The organism is Streptomyces sp. DG2A-72 (assembly GCF_030499575.1).
Lineage (GTDB): Bacteria > Actinomycetota > Actinomycetes > Streptomycetales > Streptomycetaceae > Streptomyces.
This window is the reverse complement of record NZ_JASTLC010000001.1, coordinates 964,947-981,307: the sequence shown is the minus strand read 5'-3', so window position 1 is coordinate 981,307 and position 16,361 is coordinate 964,947. Positions and strand designations below refer to the sequence as shown.

Below are 16,361 nucleotides of genomic sequence, written 5' to 3'. Positions count from 1 at the left end.
CCGTTCACACGCGAACGGAACTAGGGAGGAAACAGTGATCCTGTTGAACGAACCCCGAACGCGGCACAGACGCCTGGGAGTCGGCGCTGTCGCCGTCGGGCTGCTGGCCGCGCTGCTCACGGGCGGTCCGGCGGCCGCGACCCCCGACCCGGGGGACGGCCCGGCGGCGCAGAAGGAGGTCTCCAAGAGCACCCAGGCCGAGGTGAGACGGTCCGTCGAGAGCGGTGAGATACCAGGCCAGGACGAGATCGTCCACTCCGCCAACATCCAGCACGTGACGAACATCCCCAAGGACGTGCTGCCCGGCACCAATTCGGACCTCGCCTTCCAGGGCAGGTACGCCTTCGCCGGCAACTACGACGGCTTCCGGATCTTCGACATCAGCAACCCGAAGGCCCCGAAGACGGTCTCCCAGGTGCTGTGTCCCGGCTCGCAGAACGACATCTCGGTCTCCGGCGACCTGCTCTTCCTGTCCACCGACTCCTCGCGCAGCGACAGCAGTTGCAGCAGCACCACGCAGCCCGCGACCGAGAAGTCCTCGTGGGAGGGCATGAAGGTCTTCGACATCAGCGACAAGGCCAACCCGAGGTACGTCGCCGCCGTGGAGACCGCCTGCGGCTCGCACACCCACACGCTGGTGCCCGAGCGCCGGAACGTCTACGTCTACGTCTCCTCCTACTCGCCGAGCGCCACCTACCCCGACTGCCAGCCACCGCACGACGGCATCTCGGTCATCAAGGTCCCGCGCAAGGCCCCCGAGAAGGCCGCCATGGTGGGCTTCCCGGTCCTCTTCCCGGGCGAGGGACCCGACGGCGGCGGCAACCCGGGCGCGCCCACCAACCCCGGCGTCTCGAAGACCACCGGCTGCCACGACATCACCGTGCTGCCCTCGAAGGACCTGGCCGCCGGCGCCTGCATGGGCGACGGCATCCTGTTCTCCATCGAGGACCCGGAGCACCCGAAGGTCATCGACCGGGTCCAGGACAACGTCAACTTCGCGTTCTGGCACTCGGCGACCTTCAACCAGAAGGCCAACAAGGTCATCTTCACCGACGAGCTGGGCGGCGGCGGAGCGGCCACCTGCAACGAGGAGATCGGCCCGAACCGCGGTGCCGACGGCATCTACGACCTCGTGGGCAAGGGCGACAAGCGCAAGCTGGTCTTCCGCAGCTACTTCAAGATCGACCGCCACCAGGCGGACACCGAGGTCTGCGTGGCCCACAACGGCTCGCTGATCCCGGTCAAGGGCAGGGACATCATGGTCCAAGCCTGGTACCAGGGCGGCGTCTCCGTCTGGGACTTCACGAACTCCGCCCACCCGAAGGAGATCGCCTACTTCGAGCGCGGCCCGCTGACCACGGACAGGGTCACGACGGCCGGTTCCTGGTCGGCGTACTACTACAACGGCTACATCTACTCGAACGACATCGCCAAGGGTCTCGACGTCCTCAAGATCAACGACCGGCGTACCGACCCGGCCAAGTGGGTGCGGATGAGCGAGCTCAACGTGCAGACCCAGCCGGACTACTTCGACTGATCTGCGGGCCGCTCGCCGGTCGCGAAGAACCGTGACAGATCCGTGTCACCCGTCCCGCCGGACGCCACCTCGGTGTCCGGCGGGACGCCCAGCTCCCAGTCCAGCCGGTAGCGCTTGAACAGCTCGGCCCGCAGCACCGGCAGGGGCATCGGAGCACCCGGCACCAGCGCCGCGTAGACCGCGCCCATCAGCAGGGCGCGCAGCATCGTGTAGTCGGCGTCGACGTCCTGTGAGCCGTTGCGGGCGACGGTGTCCCGCAGCAGCTCGGCCAGCCGCCGCTGCTCCTGGCACGGCATGAATCCCTCGGACTGCAGCAGCCCGGCCATGTGCTGGCGCATCAGCACGGGCCGGTCCCGGGCCAGGCTCAGGATCGCGTCGATCGCCCGCGCCATCCGCTCCCGGCCGTCCCCGGTACGCGGCTCGCGCTCCAGCGCCTCCTCCAGCGTGCGGTTCATCAGCCGGTGCACCGCGGACTGCACGAGCTGGCGTTTGCCGGGAAAGTAGTACGAAACCAGGCCGCGCGCCGAGCCCGCTCTGTCCGCGATGTCGCCCAGCGTCGTCGCCTCGAACCCGCGCTCACCGACCAGTTCGACCGCCGCCTGCAAAAGCCGCTCCCGGGAACGCCGCCGCAACTCTTCATTGACCGAGGCGCTGCGCGGGGACATGCTGTAACTCCTGCGTTGACTGGCTGGCAGCCAACTATACTCAGGCGAGTCCGGACCTGCCCCTTTCCGCGGGCTGGTCCGGTGCTGCCGTCTTCCTCGGGCAACGCGGGGGATCGTCCGAGGAGGCGGCCACTTCCGGGCCGGCTCAGCCCACCAGGTCAAGCACCGGCCGCAGGCCGTCGGGCCGCAGTGCCACCGGCAGATGGTCCACGAAGTGCACCCCGCAGCCCAGCGTGGCCGCGCCGCCGTCCGCGCGGCGGTTGTCACCGACCATGAGCGCGTCCCGCGGTTCGACGCCGAGCTTCGCGCAGGCGGTCGCGAACAGCCGCGGGTCCGGCTTTCTGATGCCGTGCTCGTACGACAGAACGTATACGTCGATGTACGGGTCGAGGCCGTGCTCGCGGAACACCGGGCGCAGATCCCAGCCGATGTTGCTCACCACACCGACCGGGATTCCGCGCTCACGCAGGGTGTGCAGGACCTCCGCGGCATCAGGGTACGGGGCCCAGGCGGCGGGCCGCATATGGCGGTCGTACAGCGCGTCGTGCAACCCCGGGTCGGGCAGCGGCACCTGCCGGGAGAGCCCGGTGTACGCCGCCCGGTGCAGCTCCGAGCTCTGGTCCCGGACGTCCCACACCTCGGCGACCTCCGTGGGCAGCCGCTCCGGATCGGCCCCGCCGGGCAGCGCCCCCGCCGTCTCCAGCGCCTGCGCCGTCTCGGTCAACTCCGGCTCCGGCAGCTCGATCCCGGCCTCGGCGAGCGCACCCCGCAGCCAGGACTCGGTGGACTCGACACGGAAGAGGGTCCCGGAGAAATCGAACAGCACGGCAGTCATGAGGCGATCCTACGAGGACGCGGCGCATCGGGAGGGAAGATCGCCGACCCGGCGACGCAGGGCCGTACCTAGGCGATCCACCGCCGGTGCACCAGCGCCGCCAGCGCCGCCAGCGTCGCGCCCAGCAGCCAGCCGCCGACGACGTCCGTGGTCCAGTGCACGCCGAGCCATACGCGGGTCAGGCCGACGCCGACCACGGAGATCACCGCCACCGCCACCGCCGTACGCCACAGGACGCGGCCGGCGCCGTAGTGGTGGAGGAGCCACAGCAGGACGCCGCAGACCACCGCGGCGGTCATGGCGTGGCCGGACGGGAACGCCGCGTAGTGGGCCGAGTCGACGGGGTCGGGCCAGACCGGGCGGGCCCGGCCGACCGCCGCTTTGAGGGACTGCTGCACCAGGGTGCCCAGGGCCACGGTGGCGGTCAGCCACAGAGCCGTCCGCCAGGCCCTGCGTCTCCACATCAGCCACACCACGACGGCCGCGCACAGGATGCGCATCGTCCACGGGTCCCACACCCAGTCCGTGAGGATGCGGCACGCCTGTGTGACCCCGGGGTCGTCGACCGCCCAGCGGTGCGTGGTCCGGGAGATGTCGCCGTCGAGCGTGATCAGGGGGCCCCACTCCGCCGCGACCAGGATGAGGAGCAGCAGGGAGGACGCCGCCAGGGCGGCGGCGGAGCGCAGGGCGCCGCGATGGCCGGGCGGGCGGGGCGGGGAGTCGACGGGTGGGGTGTGCATGCTGTGATCCTCGCCGAACGACGGGGAGTTAGGCGAATTCCGGGGCTCCGCGGGGGCCAGTGCCGCGGACGGACGGGATTCCAGCCGCCTGATCCTTCCCACCGGCCCTAGCCCAGTGTCCGCAGCGCCGGTACGAACGCCACCAGTACCGGCACCACCGGCACCAGCGAGGCCGCCGCGGTGAGCCGCAGCCGCCGGGCCGTCGAGAGCCGGTCCGGGGGAGTGAGCAGCCGGTTCACCCGCTGCGGCACATGGGTGTGCGGGGTGGCCCCGTGGCCGAACACGCCCCGGTCCTCGTTGAGTTCCACCAGCGCCAGGGCGGTGGTCAGGCGGCCGAAGCGCCGGGAGGCTGTGTCGTCGGCGGCGAGCTCGACCAGCCGGTGCATCTCGTCACGGAACGCGGCGAACACCGGCACCTGCGGAAACCCGCCCGCCAGCGCGGCCGAGCAGTGCAGCAGCCAGTCGTGCCGCGCCTGCGCGTGCCCTTCCTCGTGGGCCAGCACGGCGTCCAGCTGCCGGCCCTTCAGCCGGCGCAACGCGGCGGTGGTGACGACCAGTTGGGGCCGCGCGCCCGGCAACCACCAGGCGTCGGGCCGCTCGCCCTCTAGAACGACCAGCTGGTGATGTTCGGGCCCCTCGCCGGGCAACCGCGGGGCGCGGACGAGGAGTTCGGCCCGCCGCTGACGTCGCCGTGCGCGTGCCCGTGCAACCTCGCGGACCAGCATCGCCGCGCTCCACACCCCGCCCAGCGCGAGCGCCACCGCGGTCGTGGCGGCCCAGGGGCCGGTGGGACCGAAGGCGTAGGCCTCCACGACGGCGTGCGGCGCGGGCGCGAACACATGGCCCCGGACCGCCTGCCAGGCCGCCGCCGCGCTGAGCGTCATCGACAGCGCACAGCACAGGAGCACGGCCGCCACCACGCACTGCCACACCCACAGGGCGACCACGGGTTCACGGTCCGGCCAGTCGGCCCGGGCGATCAGCCGAGGGGCGACCACGGCGGTCAGGGCGCCGAGCAGCAACAGTGCCGCGGGGACCATCATGGGAGCACCCTATGAGCGGCGGAACGCTCAGGGGTACGGCTTGTCACGCCGAAGTGACGCAGACCACGGCCGTATGCGGCCAGTACTCACAGCGCCAGCAGCATCGCGACCATCCCGATCCCCATCGACAGCCGGCAGGCCCGTGACAGCTCCGGCCGGTTGCCCCACCCCACGCTCCCGCCACCGGCGCCGACGGGCACCAGCCGGGCGCCCGACAGCAGCACGTACGCCACGAAGTACGCCAGCAGCGCCGCCGTGACGAGGGGGACTCCGGAATCGCCGTGCCGTCCCGGCGAGGCGGCCATCGCCAGCGCCATGTAGACCATGGCCGAGGCGCCGACCAGGTGGTGCAGATGGTGGGCGTGCGTCCGTGCCGCCCACAACGCGTGCAGCGCGGCCACGCCAAACACGGCCGCGTACACGGGCCAGGCCCATGAAGGGGGCGTGAACACCGCGGCCGGTACGGCCATCGCGGCCATGCCGAAACCCATCAGCGCCTCACCGCCCGCGGCACGGCGCTGCTCCTCGACGCTGCTGCGCATCCGCAGCAGACAGTAGGCGCCGGTCGCCATGCACAGCACGACCAGCAGCCAGCCGGACGAAGCCGTTCCGTGCACACGCACCTCCGCGGTCGACGGTCGCGGCCACTCGGTCAGGAGATGCCCGGGGCAGGCGGCGCGCATACGAGCGCAAGGGTGTACGCGGGGGGCATTCGGTGGAGCACGGGTTCGCCGGCGAACCGGCCTGTGAGACCTTCTCCTCTGCTCGGCGAGTTGCTCGCACAGCTGGAAGGGCGCCTGGGCGGACTGCGCGTCTGATCAGAGCACCTCGTGGGCGGTGCGGCGGTACGTGGAACGCCGGTCGACGATGTCGGGCCAGCGGTCGCCGTAGATGTTCCGGGTGACGGCCGGTTCGCGGACGAAGTCGTGCGGGAAGCCGAGCGGCACCGCGCTCACTTCGTCGAGGCGGGCGACGGCGTCGGCGTCGAGCCGGACACCGACACTGCCGAGGTTGTCGGCGAGCTGGCTCTCCTTGGTCGCGGCGATGATCGGGACGACGGTGCCGGGCCGGCCGAGCAGCCAGGCCAGGGCCACCTGCGCCGGGCTCCAGCCGCCCTGCTCGGCGACCTCCACGACGGCCGTGATGACGTCCTCCTCCTGCGGATCCGGCCGGTCCTCCTGCGCGCTCAGCCGTCCCGGCTCACCGCGGCGGTACTTGCCGGTGAGCTGTCCGGCCGCGAGCGGTGCCCAGGCCAGCACGGCCAGGTCGAACGCCCTTGCCTGCGGCAGCAGTTCACGTTCCGGAGTGCGATCGAGGAGGTTGTAGCGCAGCTGCGAACCGGCGAACGACGTCCAACCCCGCAGTTCGGCAAGGGTGTTGGCCTGCGCGATCTCCCAGGCGGGCCAGTCCGAGACGCCGATGTACAGCACCTTGCCCGTCCGCACCAGGTCGTCCAGCGCCCGCATGACCTCGTCGACCGGCGTGAAGTTGTCGCGGGCGTGCACCCACAGCACGTCGAGGCGGTCGGTGCGCAGCCGCCGTAGGCTCGCCTCCACCGACTGGACCAGGTTCTTGCGGTGATTGCCCGCGGCGTTGACATCCCCCTTGCGGATCCCGCACGTGTACTTGCTGGCCAGCACGAACTCGTCACGCCGCCCTTCGAGCAGCTCCCCGAGGATCCGCTCGGAGCTGCCGTCGGTGTAGTTGTTCGCCGTGTCGACGAAATTGCCGCCGGCGTCCGCGTACGCGTCCAGGATCCGGGCGCTGACCTCCTGGCCGGCACCCCAGCCCCAGTCGTCGCCGATGGTCATCGCGCCCAGGCTCAGCTCGCTCACGCGCAGACCGGTCCTGCCGAACAGTGTGTAACGCACGGTGGTTCCCTTTCGAGGAGGTCGTGCGTACGACGCTAGGAGCTGGAGCGCGCTTCAACGCAAGGCCCCGCCCTGGCCGTTGCCCCGGCGCCTGCCGTCGCCTCAGCCCTCGTCCCCCGCGAGGTAGACCCCGAACACCGCCCCCTGCGGATCCCGCAGCACCGCGATCCGCGGCCCGCGCGGTACGGACGTCGGCTCCATGAGGACCGTGCCGCCCGCTCCTGCCGCGGTGGCCGCGCTGGTGTCCACGTCGGCCACGGCGAAGTAGGGCAGCCAGTGGGTCGGCACCTCGGGCGGGAACTTGTCGTCCATCGTGGTCATGCCGCCGAAGTCGGCGCCGTCGATGCCCCACTGCGTGTAGTGCGCGGAGGAGTCGACGCTCCAGCCGAAGACCGTCGTGTAGAAGGACTCGGCGCGCTCCGGCGCCCGGGTCAGCAGCTCCACCCAGCCCAGCGCCCCGGGCGCGTTGAACAGCCCGGCGCCCGGGAACGTCCGCGCCTGCCACAGCTGGAAGGCGGCACCGGTGGGGTCGAGAGCCACCGCGAACCGGCCCACGTCGAACACCTCCGTCGGACCGACCAGCACCGTCCCGCCGGCCTCCGCCACCCGCTGCGCCGCGTCGTCGGCGTCCTCCCCCACTCTCGACTTCGCTCGAGCGGGGGGACCCCCATCGCGAACGACACGTTCCACGCGACGGGCTGCCCCTCCTGGTACAGCGGGGTCAGCGCGGCGACCGGGGCATCGCCGAGGTGGGCCATCGTGTAGCCGCCCGCCTCCTCGCGCGGATCCGTCACGGTGCGCCAGCCGAACAGCTCCTCGTAGAACCGTTTGGCCGCCGTCAGGTCATCGGTTCCCAGCTCGGTCCAGCAGGGTCCGCCGGGCATCGGCTTGTCGAGCTTCATGGCGATCCTTCCGTAGGGCAGGCACGGGGATCCCCCTCCAGCACGCTATGCCCCGCTCGGGTGCCCGGCCATCCGACGCGAATCCACTGGTGCCCGGCGCCGCCGCCGACGTACCCTCGGCCCCGTACCGCATCGCATGGCGGCCTCCAGCCCGACCCGTTCTCCCGGAGGTCCCGCATGCCCGCGCCCACCGTGCGCCCCTTCCACCGTGCCGACCGCGACCAGCTCACCGACCTGATCAACGCGCATGTCGCAGCCGTCGTACCCGGTGTCTCCGTCTCGGTGAACACCGTCCTCAGCAGCCTGGAGCGACAGCCGGACGAGTTCATCACCGACCCCTGGGTGGCCGAGCGGGTGACGCTCGTCGCCGAGCAGCGCGACAACCTCGTGGCCGCCGCGCATCTGCTGCGGTACCGCGCCGACGCCGAAGTGGGCGAGTGCTACCGGGACATCGGTGAGATCGACTGGCTCGTCTGCCACCCGCCGGCCTCGTTCTGGCCGGACCCCGACGAGGCGGCCGATCTGCTGATGAGCGCCTGCCTCGCCCAACTGGCCCGCTGGGGTGTCCGCGCCTGCTGTGCGAGCGGCGAGCTGCCCGCCCCGGTCGTGTACGGCCTGCCCCGGAACTGGCCGCACATCCGAGCCCTCTACGAACGTGCCGGCTTCCGGCACACGGGGGACACCGAGGTGATCCTGATCGCGCGGGTGGCCGACCTGCCGGTGCGGGAGCCGTGGCCGGGCGTCACGGTCGAGCGCACGCTGGGGGAGTGCGGCACGCGGCTCACCGCGTACGCCGACGGTGCCCCTCTCGGCTTCATCGAGGTCGACACGACGCCGGCCCGCCCCGAGCGGCACACCCGCGCGGCCGGCCTCGCCGACGTCGGCAACCTGCACATCGAGCCGGCTCAGTACGGACGGGGCATCGAGCGGCGGCTCCTTGCCCAGGCCGCGGATTGGCTGCGGCTGTGTGGTGCGGATCGTCTGCTCGCCTATGGGGCGGCCACCGACCGCACGATGATCGACCATCTGACCTCGGCGGGGTTCCGGGAACTGGCCCGGACCGATCGCGGCTGGGCGCTCCGCGAGGTGCCGCGCCAGGTCGTCGAGCGTCTGCGGAGCCGTCGTGGCTGGTCGCGCCCACGCGGCGGAGCCGCATATTGACACAGCCCCGCGCCCCTTCGGGGGCGCTCAAATCCCCGGCCTGTAGCGGATCGGGTGGTCCGCTGGTACCTCCACCAGTACGATCCGCGTTCCGTCCGGATCCGCCACCCACATCTCGATCAGGCCCCACGGCTCCTTCACCGGCTCCCGCACGATGTCGACGCCCTTCGCCCGTAGCTCCTCGAACGCCGTGGCCACGTCCTCGACCTGGAGCCACAGCCGCACGGCCGGGGACGGCGGAGTGTCCGACCGGCCGGAGATTTCCAGGAAGCCGCCGCCGAGGAAGTAGACCGTGCCGCGTTCCGGGCCCGTACCGAACTCGCGGTAGACGGCCAGGCCCAGCTGCTCACCGTAGAAGTTCCGGGACCGTTCGGGATCGGTGGGCCGCAGGAGGGTCCGGCTGCTGAGTACGTGCACCATGCACCCGGAGCCTAGTGGCTGCGTTACCCTCGTCGGTGCTCGAGCCGCGCCGCAGATCGGAGCCGTACTCCATGGAGACCGCAGCCAACGGACTGACGTACCGAGACGCTGTCGACAGCGATGTCGACGCGCTGGTCGTACTGATCGAGTCGGCGTATCGCGGTGACTCCAGCAGGACCGGATGGACCACGGAGGCGGACATCCTCCAGGGGCAGCGGACCGACCCGGAGGCCGTGCGGGACGTGATCAAGTCGGCCGACAGTCGGCTGTTGACGGTCGAGCGGGACGGGCGGGTCGTCGCCTGCTGCCAGCTCGAACACCGCGGTGATCACGCCTACTTCGGGATGTTCGCGGTCAGCCCTGATCTCCAGGGCGACGGCCTCGGCAAGATGATCATCGCCGAGGCGGAGCGCACGGTCCGCGAGGAGTGGGGCGCCACGGAGATGCACATGACCGTGATCTCCGTACGCAATGACCTGATCGCCTGGTACGAGCGGCGCGGCTACCGCCGTACGGGACGGATGACTCCGTTCCCGTACGGCGAAGAGCGGTTCGGCATTCCGCTCCGCGACGACCTGCAGTTCGAGCTGCTGGTCAAGGAACTGGGCTGAGCGTCACGCGGTGAAGCGGCCGGTGCGCTTGATCTCCGGGTAGTCGGTGGTCGCGCCGTCCAGCGCCAGAGCCCGTACGAGCCGCAGGTGGTCCTGGGTGTTCACCACCCAGCCGATGATCCTGAGGTCCGCCTTCCGGGCGTGCTCCACGATCTCCAGGGTGAGCCGGCGGATGTTGAGGCAGACCGTCCGCGCACCGGCCTCGACGGCGCGGTCCACGATGTCGGTGCCGTAGCGGCTGGCGATGAGTGCGGTGCGGACGCCGGGCACCAGGCGGGCGATCTCGGCGATCGCCTCGTCGTGGAACGAGGACACCTCGACCCGGGCGACCAGATCCCGGCTGTGCATGACCTCGGACAGCGCCCGCGCCGCCGCCTCGTCCTTGATCTCGGCCTGGAGCGGGCACTTCACCGCGTCCAGGACCTCCTCGAAGACCGGTACGCGCTCCCCGCGGCCCGCGTCCAGGGCGCGCAGCTCGGCGAGGGTCTTCTCGGCGATCGGGCCGGTTCCGTCGGTCGTGCGGTCCACGTCCGCGTCGTGCATGACGACGAGGGCGCCGTCCTTGCTCAGGTGCAGATCGAGTTCGATGACGTCGAGGCCGGCGTGCTCGGCGGCGACGAAGGAACGGAGGGTGTTCTCGGGTTCGATACCCATGACTCCGCGGTGACCGATGGTAAGGAAGTTCAAGGTTCCAACTCGCTTCCGTCGACGGCGGCTCGGGCGCGCGGGAAAAGGAACGGACGTTTCGCGCGGCAGGGCCGCAGCCTAATGGCCCCGACCCGGGATGTACCCGCGCGTTCACCGGGGATTGGCGTGGCGCGTATGGCGGACCTGCCCGCCGTCGCCGGGCGCGGTCACTCGGGCGTGGGCGAGTCCCTGCGCGGATTGACCGCGGGTGGCTCCGACGCTCGTGTCACGCGTGCCCGCGCACAGCCGAAGTAATCGCCGTCACGGCATCAGGCGGGAAAAAGTTCGGTGACAGTGGGGTGTGCGCAGGATAATCTCCCGAGTCTGCCCTTGCTGGAAGAAACCCCGTACGCATACGGTGTCCTTACGCGAGGTTCTCCCGTGGAGGATGGGACATGACGGAAATTCTTGTGCAGGTGGGTACGGGGGACCAGGTTCCTTCGGTGGTCAGGGTGGTGGAGCACCCGGCATGGCCCGTGCTCAAGGATGCCGTGGAGCGGATCCGGCCGTGGCAGTCCAAGGACGGATCGATCGACTTCGAGGCCGAGGGCGCCCCCGGTCCCGCGGACGCCGAACGCGTCGTGCGCCGGATCACCGACGCCGTCGCGGAGCTCTCCGCACTGCTCCCGCACGACCGCGCCTACCACGAGGCCCTGGTCGAGGATCTGCGCCGCTGGGCCGACGGCGGGTTCGGAGTGCCGGACTTCCTCGACTCGCTGCTGGCGTTCCAGCCCGCCGCACACCGCGCGGACGGCCTCCAGCATCTGGTCGTCTTCCCGATGTACACGCAGAACGGCAACCCCGACCGCAACCTCGAAGCGGTCGTCCTGCGCATGGTCTGGCCGGACTGGCTGGCCGAGCTGGAGCGCACCCGCTATGACAACCCGCTGTTCTGCGGCATCAAGTTCGAGGACTTCACGGCCGGTTACGACACCAACTCCGCCGTCCTCTTCCCCGAGACGATCGCCGTGCGCGAGGCGCCCGAGCGCTTCTCCTGGGGCGGCATCTTCTGCGACCGTGAGGCCGCCCGCTTCCGCCGCGTGACCGCCGCCGCCGTGGACGTCCTCGGCCTCCAGCTGCCCGAGGACATCGCCGCCATGGTCCACGACCAGAAGCGCTGCGAGGAGGCCTTCGTCCTGTGGGACATGGTCCACGACCGCACCCACAGCCATGGCGATCTGCCCTTCGACCCGTTCATGATCAAGCAGCGCCAGCCGTTCTGGATGTACGGCCTGGAAGAGCTGCGCTGCGACCTCACCGCCTTCAAGGAGGCCGTGAAACTGGCCGCGGACGGTGTGCCGCAGGCCCGTGACGTGCAGTACGCGGTGCTGTTCGACCGCATGTTCCGCTTCCCGGTCACCGGCGAGCGCGTCCGCAACTACGACGGCCTCGGCGGCCAGCTCCTCTTCGCCTACCTGCACAAGCACGACGTCGTCCGCTGGACCGACAACAGGCTCTCCATCGACTGGGAGCGCGCACCCCAGGTCACCAACCAGCTGTGCGCCGACATCGAGCAGCTGTACCGGGAGGGCATCGACCGCCCCAAGCTCGTCCACTGGTTCAAGGGGTACGAGCTGGTCTCCACCTACCTCGCTCCGCACCCCGGCTCCAAGTGGGCCAAGGGCCCCGACGCCCTCGACCTGACCCTGCCGCCGCGCAAACTCGTCGATGACGTGCTTCCGGACGAGTTTCCCCTGAGCATGTTCTATGAGGCGCTGTCCAAGAAGCTGAAGAACGTGATTGCCTCGACTCGGGGCATCACGGCGGACACCGCCGAACGGGTCGCCGCGTGAGCGACCGCACCAAGAACGTGGCTCAGGAGGCGAAGATCATGGGGAACGGGGCTCTCAGCGGTGCGGTGATCGCGGTGGCCGGTGCGGGTGGACCCGCCGGGCGGGCGGCGCTGCTCAGGCTGGCCGAGGCGGGTGCGACCGTCGTCGGCTCGGACAACGACCCGGAGCGGCTGGCCGAGGCCGTGGACGCGGCCAGCTACGCACACGGCGGTGCCACCGTCGTCGGTGACACGGTCGATCTGCTCGACCTCCAGTCCACCCATGACTGGGCCACCCGTATCGAGAAGGACTTCGGCCGGGTCGACGGCCTGGTCCACCTCGTCGGCGGCTGGCGCGGCAGCGAGACCTTCACCCGGACCAACCTCGACGACTGGGACTTCCTCGAGCTGCTGCTGATCCGCACCGTGCAGCACACCTCCCTCGCCTTCCACGAGGCGCTGCAGCGCAGTGACCGCGGCCGGTACGTCCTGATCAGCGCGGCCGGCGCCAGCAAGCCCACCGCGGGCAACGCCGCCTACGCCGCCGCCAAGGCCGCCGCCGAGGCGTGGACGCTGGCCACGGCCGACTACTTCCGCAAGGCCGGGGGCGAGCAGGGCCCGAACGCGGCGGCTGCGATCCTGGTGGTGAAGGCACTGGTGCACGACGCCATGCGCGCCGAGCGACCCAACGCGAAGTTCGCGGGCTTCACGGACGTCAAGGACCTGGCCGAGGCCATCGTCGGAGTCTGGGAGAAGCCCGCCGCCGAAGTGAACGGAAACCGTCTGTGGCTGACCGAGAAGCCGTGAACCCTCCGAAGACCGACGCCCGTCGCCATCACGACCCGGAGCTCCGCGGTTTCGCCAGCGACAACTACGCCGGGGCCCACCTCGAGGTACTCGCCGCCCTGGCCCTGGCCAACGGCGGGCATCAGGTCGCGTACGGCGAGGACGTCTACACCGAGAACCTCCAGCGGATCATCCGCAGCCACTTCGGCGCCACCGCCGAGGCCTTCCCCGTCTTCAACGGCACCGGCGCCAACGTCGTCGCGCTCCAGGCGGTCACCGACCGCTGGGGCGCGGTGATCTGCGCCGAGAGCGCACACATCCACGTCGACGAGGGCGGCGCCCCCGAGCGCATGGGCGGCCTGAAGCTGCTCACCGTGCCCACTCCCGACGGCAAGCTCACCCCCGAGCTGATCGACCGGCAGGCGTACGGCTGGGACGACGAGCACCGGGCCATGCCGCAGGTCGTCTCGATCGCCCAGAGCACCGAACTCGGCACCGTCTACACGCCGGACGAGATCCGCGCCATCTGCGAGCACGCCCATGCGCACGGCATGAAGGTCCACCTCGACGGCTCCCGCCTCGCCAACGCGGCGGCCTCGCTCAACATGCCCATGCGGACCTTCACCGACGCGGTCGGCGTGGACCTCCTCTCGCTGGGCGGGACCAAGAACGGCGCGCTGTTCGGCGAGGCGGTCGTCGTCATCAACCGGGACGCCGTTAGCCATATGAAGCACCTGCGCAAGCTGTCCATGCAGCTCGCCTCCAAGATGCGCTTCGTGTCGGTGCAGTTGGAGGCGCTGTTCGCCAAGGACCTGTGGCTGCGCAACGCCCGCCACTCCAACGAGATGGCCCAGCGGCTCGCGGAGGGCGTGCGCGCGGTGCACGGCGTCGAACTGCTCTACCCGGTGCAGTCCAACGCCGTGTTCGCGCACCTCCCGCACGACGTGAGCGAGCGCCTGCAGAAGCGGTTCCGCTTCTACTTCTGGGACGAGGCCGCGGGCGACGTCCGCTGGATGTGCGCCTTCGACACCACCGAGGAGGACGTGGACGCGTTCGTGGCGGCGCTCAAGGAGGAGATGGCCCGCTGAGGCCGCGCCGTGCGTCAGTTGACGACGATGGCCGTCCTGTTGTCGCGCAGGTTCGGATCGAACCGGCGGATGTCGAGCTCCCAGTCCTCGATGACGGTGGTGCGTGCCCCGCGCACCACCCGGTCGATCCGCAACTGGACCTCGATGGTGTAGGACGCCTTGTCGTGCAGGTAGATCGGCGTCCAGCAGAAGTACGTCGTGGCGGACGGACCCTCCTCGGACGGCTGCAGCACCTAGCAGTCCTCCGGCAGTCCGACGACCGTCGTGCCCTCCGGCGCCTGGAACCGCACCGTGGTCACGGCCGCGCCCGCGCCGAGCGATGCCACCCACGCCGGTCCGCGGTCGTGCACGGTCACCCCCGCGGTCACGGTGTCACCGACGGCCCCGGCCGCGGTCACCGGAAGAAGGTCCAGCTCGGCGCCGGTGCCCCGAGTCCACGTTCAGTCGCCGCGGACGTCTTCCAGCCGCTCGTCCGAGTACGGCTCGACGGAGCGGTCGAACCGCTCGTACAGCGCCTTCCGCCCGACGCCCAGCTCGGTCACCAGGGCGTACTCCTGCTCCTTGAACCGCAGGCCGTATGAGGCGCTGAGCCACAGCAGCGTCCGGTCCACGGCGCGGTTGCCGCTGTTGGCGACCGTCGCCCGCACGCTGGTGTCCGTGCCCGGCCTGAGTCCCCGCTGGTACTCGGCCTGGCTGAGTCCGAGATCCGGTCCGTTGCCGAGGGCGACCAGGGTCTCCGCGGTGTGCGACGTCAGCTGCTCGGCCGGAACGCCGTCGTCGAGGTTGTCGTGGGTGATGTCCACAGCGAGCCTGCGCTCACGTGCGCTGCCGTCCGCGTCCGGCCCCGGCCACTGCTCCCGCCGCTGCATAGATATGCGGCAAAGGGAAAATTCATTGACGCCCAGGTGATCGGATTCCTATGCTCTACGAGTATGGAGCTCACTCAGGAAACCCCTGACCTGTCCGCCTACTTGGCCGCTGACGACGTCATCGACCACGACCATCCGCGCGTACGGACGACGGCTGCCCGCCTTGCCGGGAAAGCGCAGGACTCGTATGTCTATGCGCGGCTGGCGTTCGAGTTCGTGCGCGACACCATCCCGCACTCGCAGGACTCCGGCGATTTGCGGGTCACCTGGCGTGCTTCCGATGTCCTGGAACAGGGCACCGGCATCTGCTACGCCAAGGCGCACGCCCTCGCGGCGCTGCTGCGGGCCGAGGACATCCCGACGGCGTTCTGCTATCAGCGGCTGGCGGACGACGGTGACGGACATGTCGTACACGGTCTGGTCGCTGTCCGGTTCAACGGCGCCTGGCATCGGCAGGACCCCAGGGGCAACAAGCCCGGCGTGGACGCCCAGTTCTCGCTCGACGGTGAGCGGCTGGCGTTCGTGGCCGAGTCAAAGTCCAATGAGGTGGACTATTCGGTGTTGTACGCTGAACCTCACCCGGTCGTGCTCAACACCCTCAAGGCGGCGCGCGACCGGCCGCACCTGTGGCAGACGCTCCCCACCGCACTCTGAGGCAAGGCCGACCATGACTCTCACGCTGACCGTGTCCGACGAGGTGCGCGCCCTCGCGCCCGGCTTCACGCACGTCGCCATCGAGGCGTACGGCCTCGTCAACGGGCCCAGCACCGACGCCAGTTCGGCGCTCCTCGACGACGCGGCCCGGCGGCTCGCCGTACGCCTGGACGGGCGCGCGCCGCACGAGGACCCGCACATGGCGGCCTGGCGGGAGGCCTACACGGCCTTCGGTTCGAAGCCCTCACGCACCCGCAACTCGGCGGAGGCGCTGGCCAAGCGGGCGTTGTCGGAGGCCGGGCTGCCCCGGATCAATGTGCTCGTCGACCTCTACAACGCCATCAGCGTCGCCCACCTGATCCCCGTGGGCGGCGAGGACCTCGACCGCATCCAGGGCGGCATGCGTCTCGTCCGTGCCACCGGCGACGAGGACTTCGTGACCGTCGCCGCGGGCGAGGAAGTCGTCGAGCACCCCGACGCCGGCGAGGTCGTGTGGTGCGACGAGTCCGGGGTGACCTGCCGCCGCTGGAACTGGCGCCAGGGGCCGCGCACCCGGCTCACCGAGGAGACCGTCTCGGCGATCTTCCTGCTGGAGAGCATGGCGCCGATGCCGGTCACCGACGTCGAGACGGCGGCTGCCGAACTCGCCGAACTGCTGGAGAAGTTCAGCCCCGGCGCGCGCATCGAGATCCGTCCCGCCGAACCGGCGCGGGACTGATTC

At 70.6% G+C, this 16,361-nt stretch carries 19 protein-coding genes and 1 pseudogene; 8 read left to right on the top strand and 12 right to left on the bottom strand.

The features are described 5' to 3' along the window. The first annotated feature begins 34 nt into the window (after positions 1–34). Complete coding sequence (locus QQY66_RS04900) at positions 35–1,537, top strand: LVIVD repeat-containing protein (protein WP_301977801.1); 1,503 nt, start codon at positions 35–37, stop codon at positions 1,535–1,537. Here the strand turns inward: QQY66_RS04900 and QQY66_RS04895 are convergent. The 7 genes and pseudogenes from QQY66_RS04895 to QQY66_RS04865 form a co-directional block, all read right to left on the bottom strand. After that, positions 1,525–2,202: a TetR/AcrR family transcriptional regulator gene (locus QQY66_RS04895; RefSeq protein ID WP_301977800.1), complete on the bottom strand. Its 678-nt coding sequence runs from the start codon at positions 2,200–2,202 to the stop codon at positions 1,525–1,527. The genes QQY66_RS04900 and QQY66_RS04895 overlap by 13 nt on opposite strands. 145 nt (positions 2,203–2,347) lie before the next feature. After that, positions 2,348–3,037 (bottom strand): HAD family hydrolase, encoded by a 690-nt coding sequence (locus QQY66_RS04890; protein ID WP_301977799.1) that lies wholly within the window; start codon positions 3,035–3,037, stop codon positions 2,348–2,350. Between the two features lie 68 nt (positions 3,038–3,105). Then, positions 3,106–3,777 (bottom strand): phosphatase PAP2 family protein, encoded by a 672-nt coding sequence (locus QQY66_RS04885; protein WP_301977798.1) that lies wholly within the window; start codon positions 3,775–3,777, stop codon positions 3,106–3,108. Positions 3,778–3,884: 107 nt separating this feature from the next. Next, a complete protein-coding gene (locus QQY66_RS04880; protein ID WP_301977797.1) occupies positions 3,885–4,820 on the bottom strand; it encodes a M56 family metallopeptidase in 936 nt (311 codons plus the stop codon). Positions 4,821–4,906: 86 nt separating this feature from the next. Then, positions 4,907–5,437 (bottom strand): DUF5134 domain-containing protein, encoded by a 531-nt coding sequence (locus tag QQY66_RS04875; RefSeq protein ID WP_301977796.1) that lies wholly within the window; start codon positions 5,435–5,437, stop codon positions 4,907–4,909. 201 nt (positions 5,438–5,638) lie between these two features. Continuing rightward, a complete protein-coding gene (locus QQY66_RS04870) occupies positions 5,639–6,691 on the bottom strand; it encodes an aldo/keto reductase (RefSeq protein WP_301977795.1) in 1,053 nt (350 codons plus the stop codon). A 102-nt stretch (positions 6,692–6,793) separates the two neighbouring features. Further along, positions 6,794–7,593, bottom strand: a pseudogene (locus QQY66_RS04865) (VOC family protein). A gap of 177 nt (positions 7,594–7,770) precedes the next feature. Here QQY66_RS04865 and QQY66_RS04860 point away from each other — a divergent pair. Next, on the top strand, positions 7,771–8,754 hold the full coding sequence (locus QQY66_RS04860; protein WP_301977794.1) for a GNAT family N-acetyltransferase: 984 nt from the start codon (positions 7,771–7,773) through the stop codon (positions 8,752–8,754). Between the two features lie 27 nt (positions 8,755–8,781). Here QQY66_RS04860 and QQY66_RS04855 read toward each other — a convergent pair whose 3' ends face one another. After that, complete coding sequence (locus QQY66_RS04855) at positions 8,782–9,174, bottom strand: VOC family protein (RefSeq protein WP_301977793.1); 393 nt, start codon at positions 9,172–9,174, stop codon at positions 8,782–8,784. Between the two features lie 71 nt (positions 9,175–9,245). On the opposite strand from QQY66_RS04855, the gene QQY66_RS04850 reads away from it, so the two are divergent. After that, positions 9,246–9,785, top strand: a complete 540-nt coding sequence (locus tag QQY66_RS04850) for a GNAT family N-acetyltransferase (protein ID WP_301977792.1) — start codon at positions 9,246–9,248, stop codon at positions 9,783–9,785. 3 nt (positions 9,786–9,788) lie between these two features. On the opposite strand, the gene QQY66_RS04845 is transcribed toward QQY66_RS04850, so the two are convergent. Beyond that, positions 9,789–10,472, bottom strand: coding sequence for a glycerophosphodiester phosphodiesterase family protein (locus tag QQY66_RS04845; protein ID WP_301977791.1), 684 nt, complete (start codon positions 10,470–10,472; stop codon positions 9,789–9,791). Between the two features lie 395 nt (positions 10,473–10,867). Between QQY66_RS04845 and QQY66_RS04840 the strand changes: the two genes are divergently transcribed. From QQY66_RS04840 to QQY66_RS04830, 3 genes are read left to right on the top strand one after another with little or no spacing between them, the layout of a single operon-like run. Next, positions 10,868–12,265 (top strand): DUF6421 family protein, encoded by a 1,398-nt coding sequence (locus QQY66_RS04840; RefSeq protein WP_301977790.1) that lies wholly within the window; start codon positions 10,868–10,870, stop codon positions 12,263–12,265. A gap of 38 nt (positions 12,266–12,303) precedes the next feature. Beyond that, on the top strand, positions 12,304–13,050 hold the full coding sequence (locus tag QQY66_RS04835) for an SDR family oxidoreductase (RefSeq protein WP_301987172.1): 747 nt from the start codon (positions 12,304–12,306) through the stop codon (positions 13,048–13,050). Beyond that, complete coding sequence (locus tag QQY66_RS04830) at positions 13,047–14,117, top strand: low specificity L-threonine aldolase (protein ID WP_301977789.1); 1,071 nt, start codon at positions 13,047–13,049, stop codon at positions 14,115–14,117. Before QQY66_RS04835 ends, QQY66_RS04830 begins: the two co-directional genes overlap by 4 nt. A gap of 14 nt (positions 14,118–14,131) precedes the next feature. On the opposite strand, the gene QQY66_RS04825 is transcribed toward QQY66_RS04830, so the two are convergent. The 3 genes from QQY66_RS04825 to QQY66_RS04815 are packed head-to-tail and all read right to left on the bottom strand — an operon-like array spanning position 14,132 to position 14,986. Continuing rightward, the gene (locus tag QQY66_RS04825; protein ID WP_301977788.1) at positions 14,132–14,350 is read right to left on the bottom strand and encodes a hypothetical protein; all 219 of its coding nucleotides are present in this window, start codon (positions 14,348–14,350) and stop codon (positions 14,132–14,134) included. Beyond that, positions 14,351–14,515 carry a hypothetical protein gene (locus QQY66_RS04820; protein WP_301977787.1) on the bottom strand — a complete coding sequence of 55 codons (165 nt, stop codon included), beginning with the start codon at positions 14,513–14,515 and terminating at the stop codon, positions 14,351–14,353. 42 nt (positions 14,516–14,557) lie between these two features. Continuing rightward, positions 14,558–14,986 carry a hypothetical protein gene (locus QQY66_RS04815; protein WP_301977786.1) on the bottom strand — a complete coding sequence of 143 codons (429 nt, stop codon included), beginning with the start codon at positions 14,984–14,986 and terminating at the stop codon, positions 14,558–14,560. Positions 14,987–15,049: 63 nt separating this feature from the next. On the opposite strand from QQY66_RS04815, the gene QQY66_RS04810 reads away from it, so the two are divergent. Beyond that, a complete protein-coding gene (locus QQY66_RS04810) occupies positions 15,050–15,640 on the top strand; it encodes a transglutaminase family protein (RefSeq protein ID WP_301977785.1) in 591 nt (196 codons plus the stop codon). A gap of 13 nt (positions 15,641–15,653) precedes the next feature. Further along, positions 15,654–16,358, top strand: a complete 705-nt coding sequence (locus QQY66_RS04805; protein ID WP_301977784.1) for a B3/4 domain-containing protein — start codon at positions 15,654–15,656, stop codon at positions 16,356–16,358. Positions 16,359–16,361: the final 3 nt, after the last annotated feature.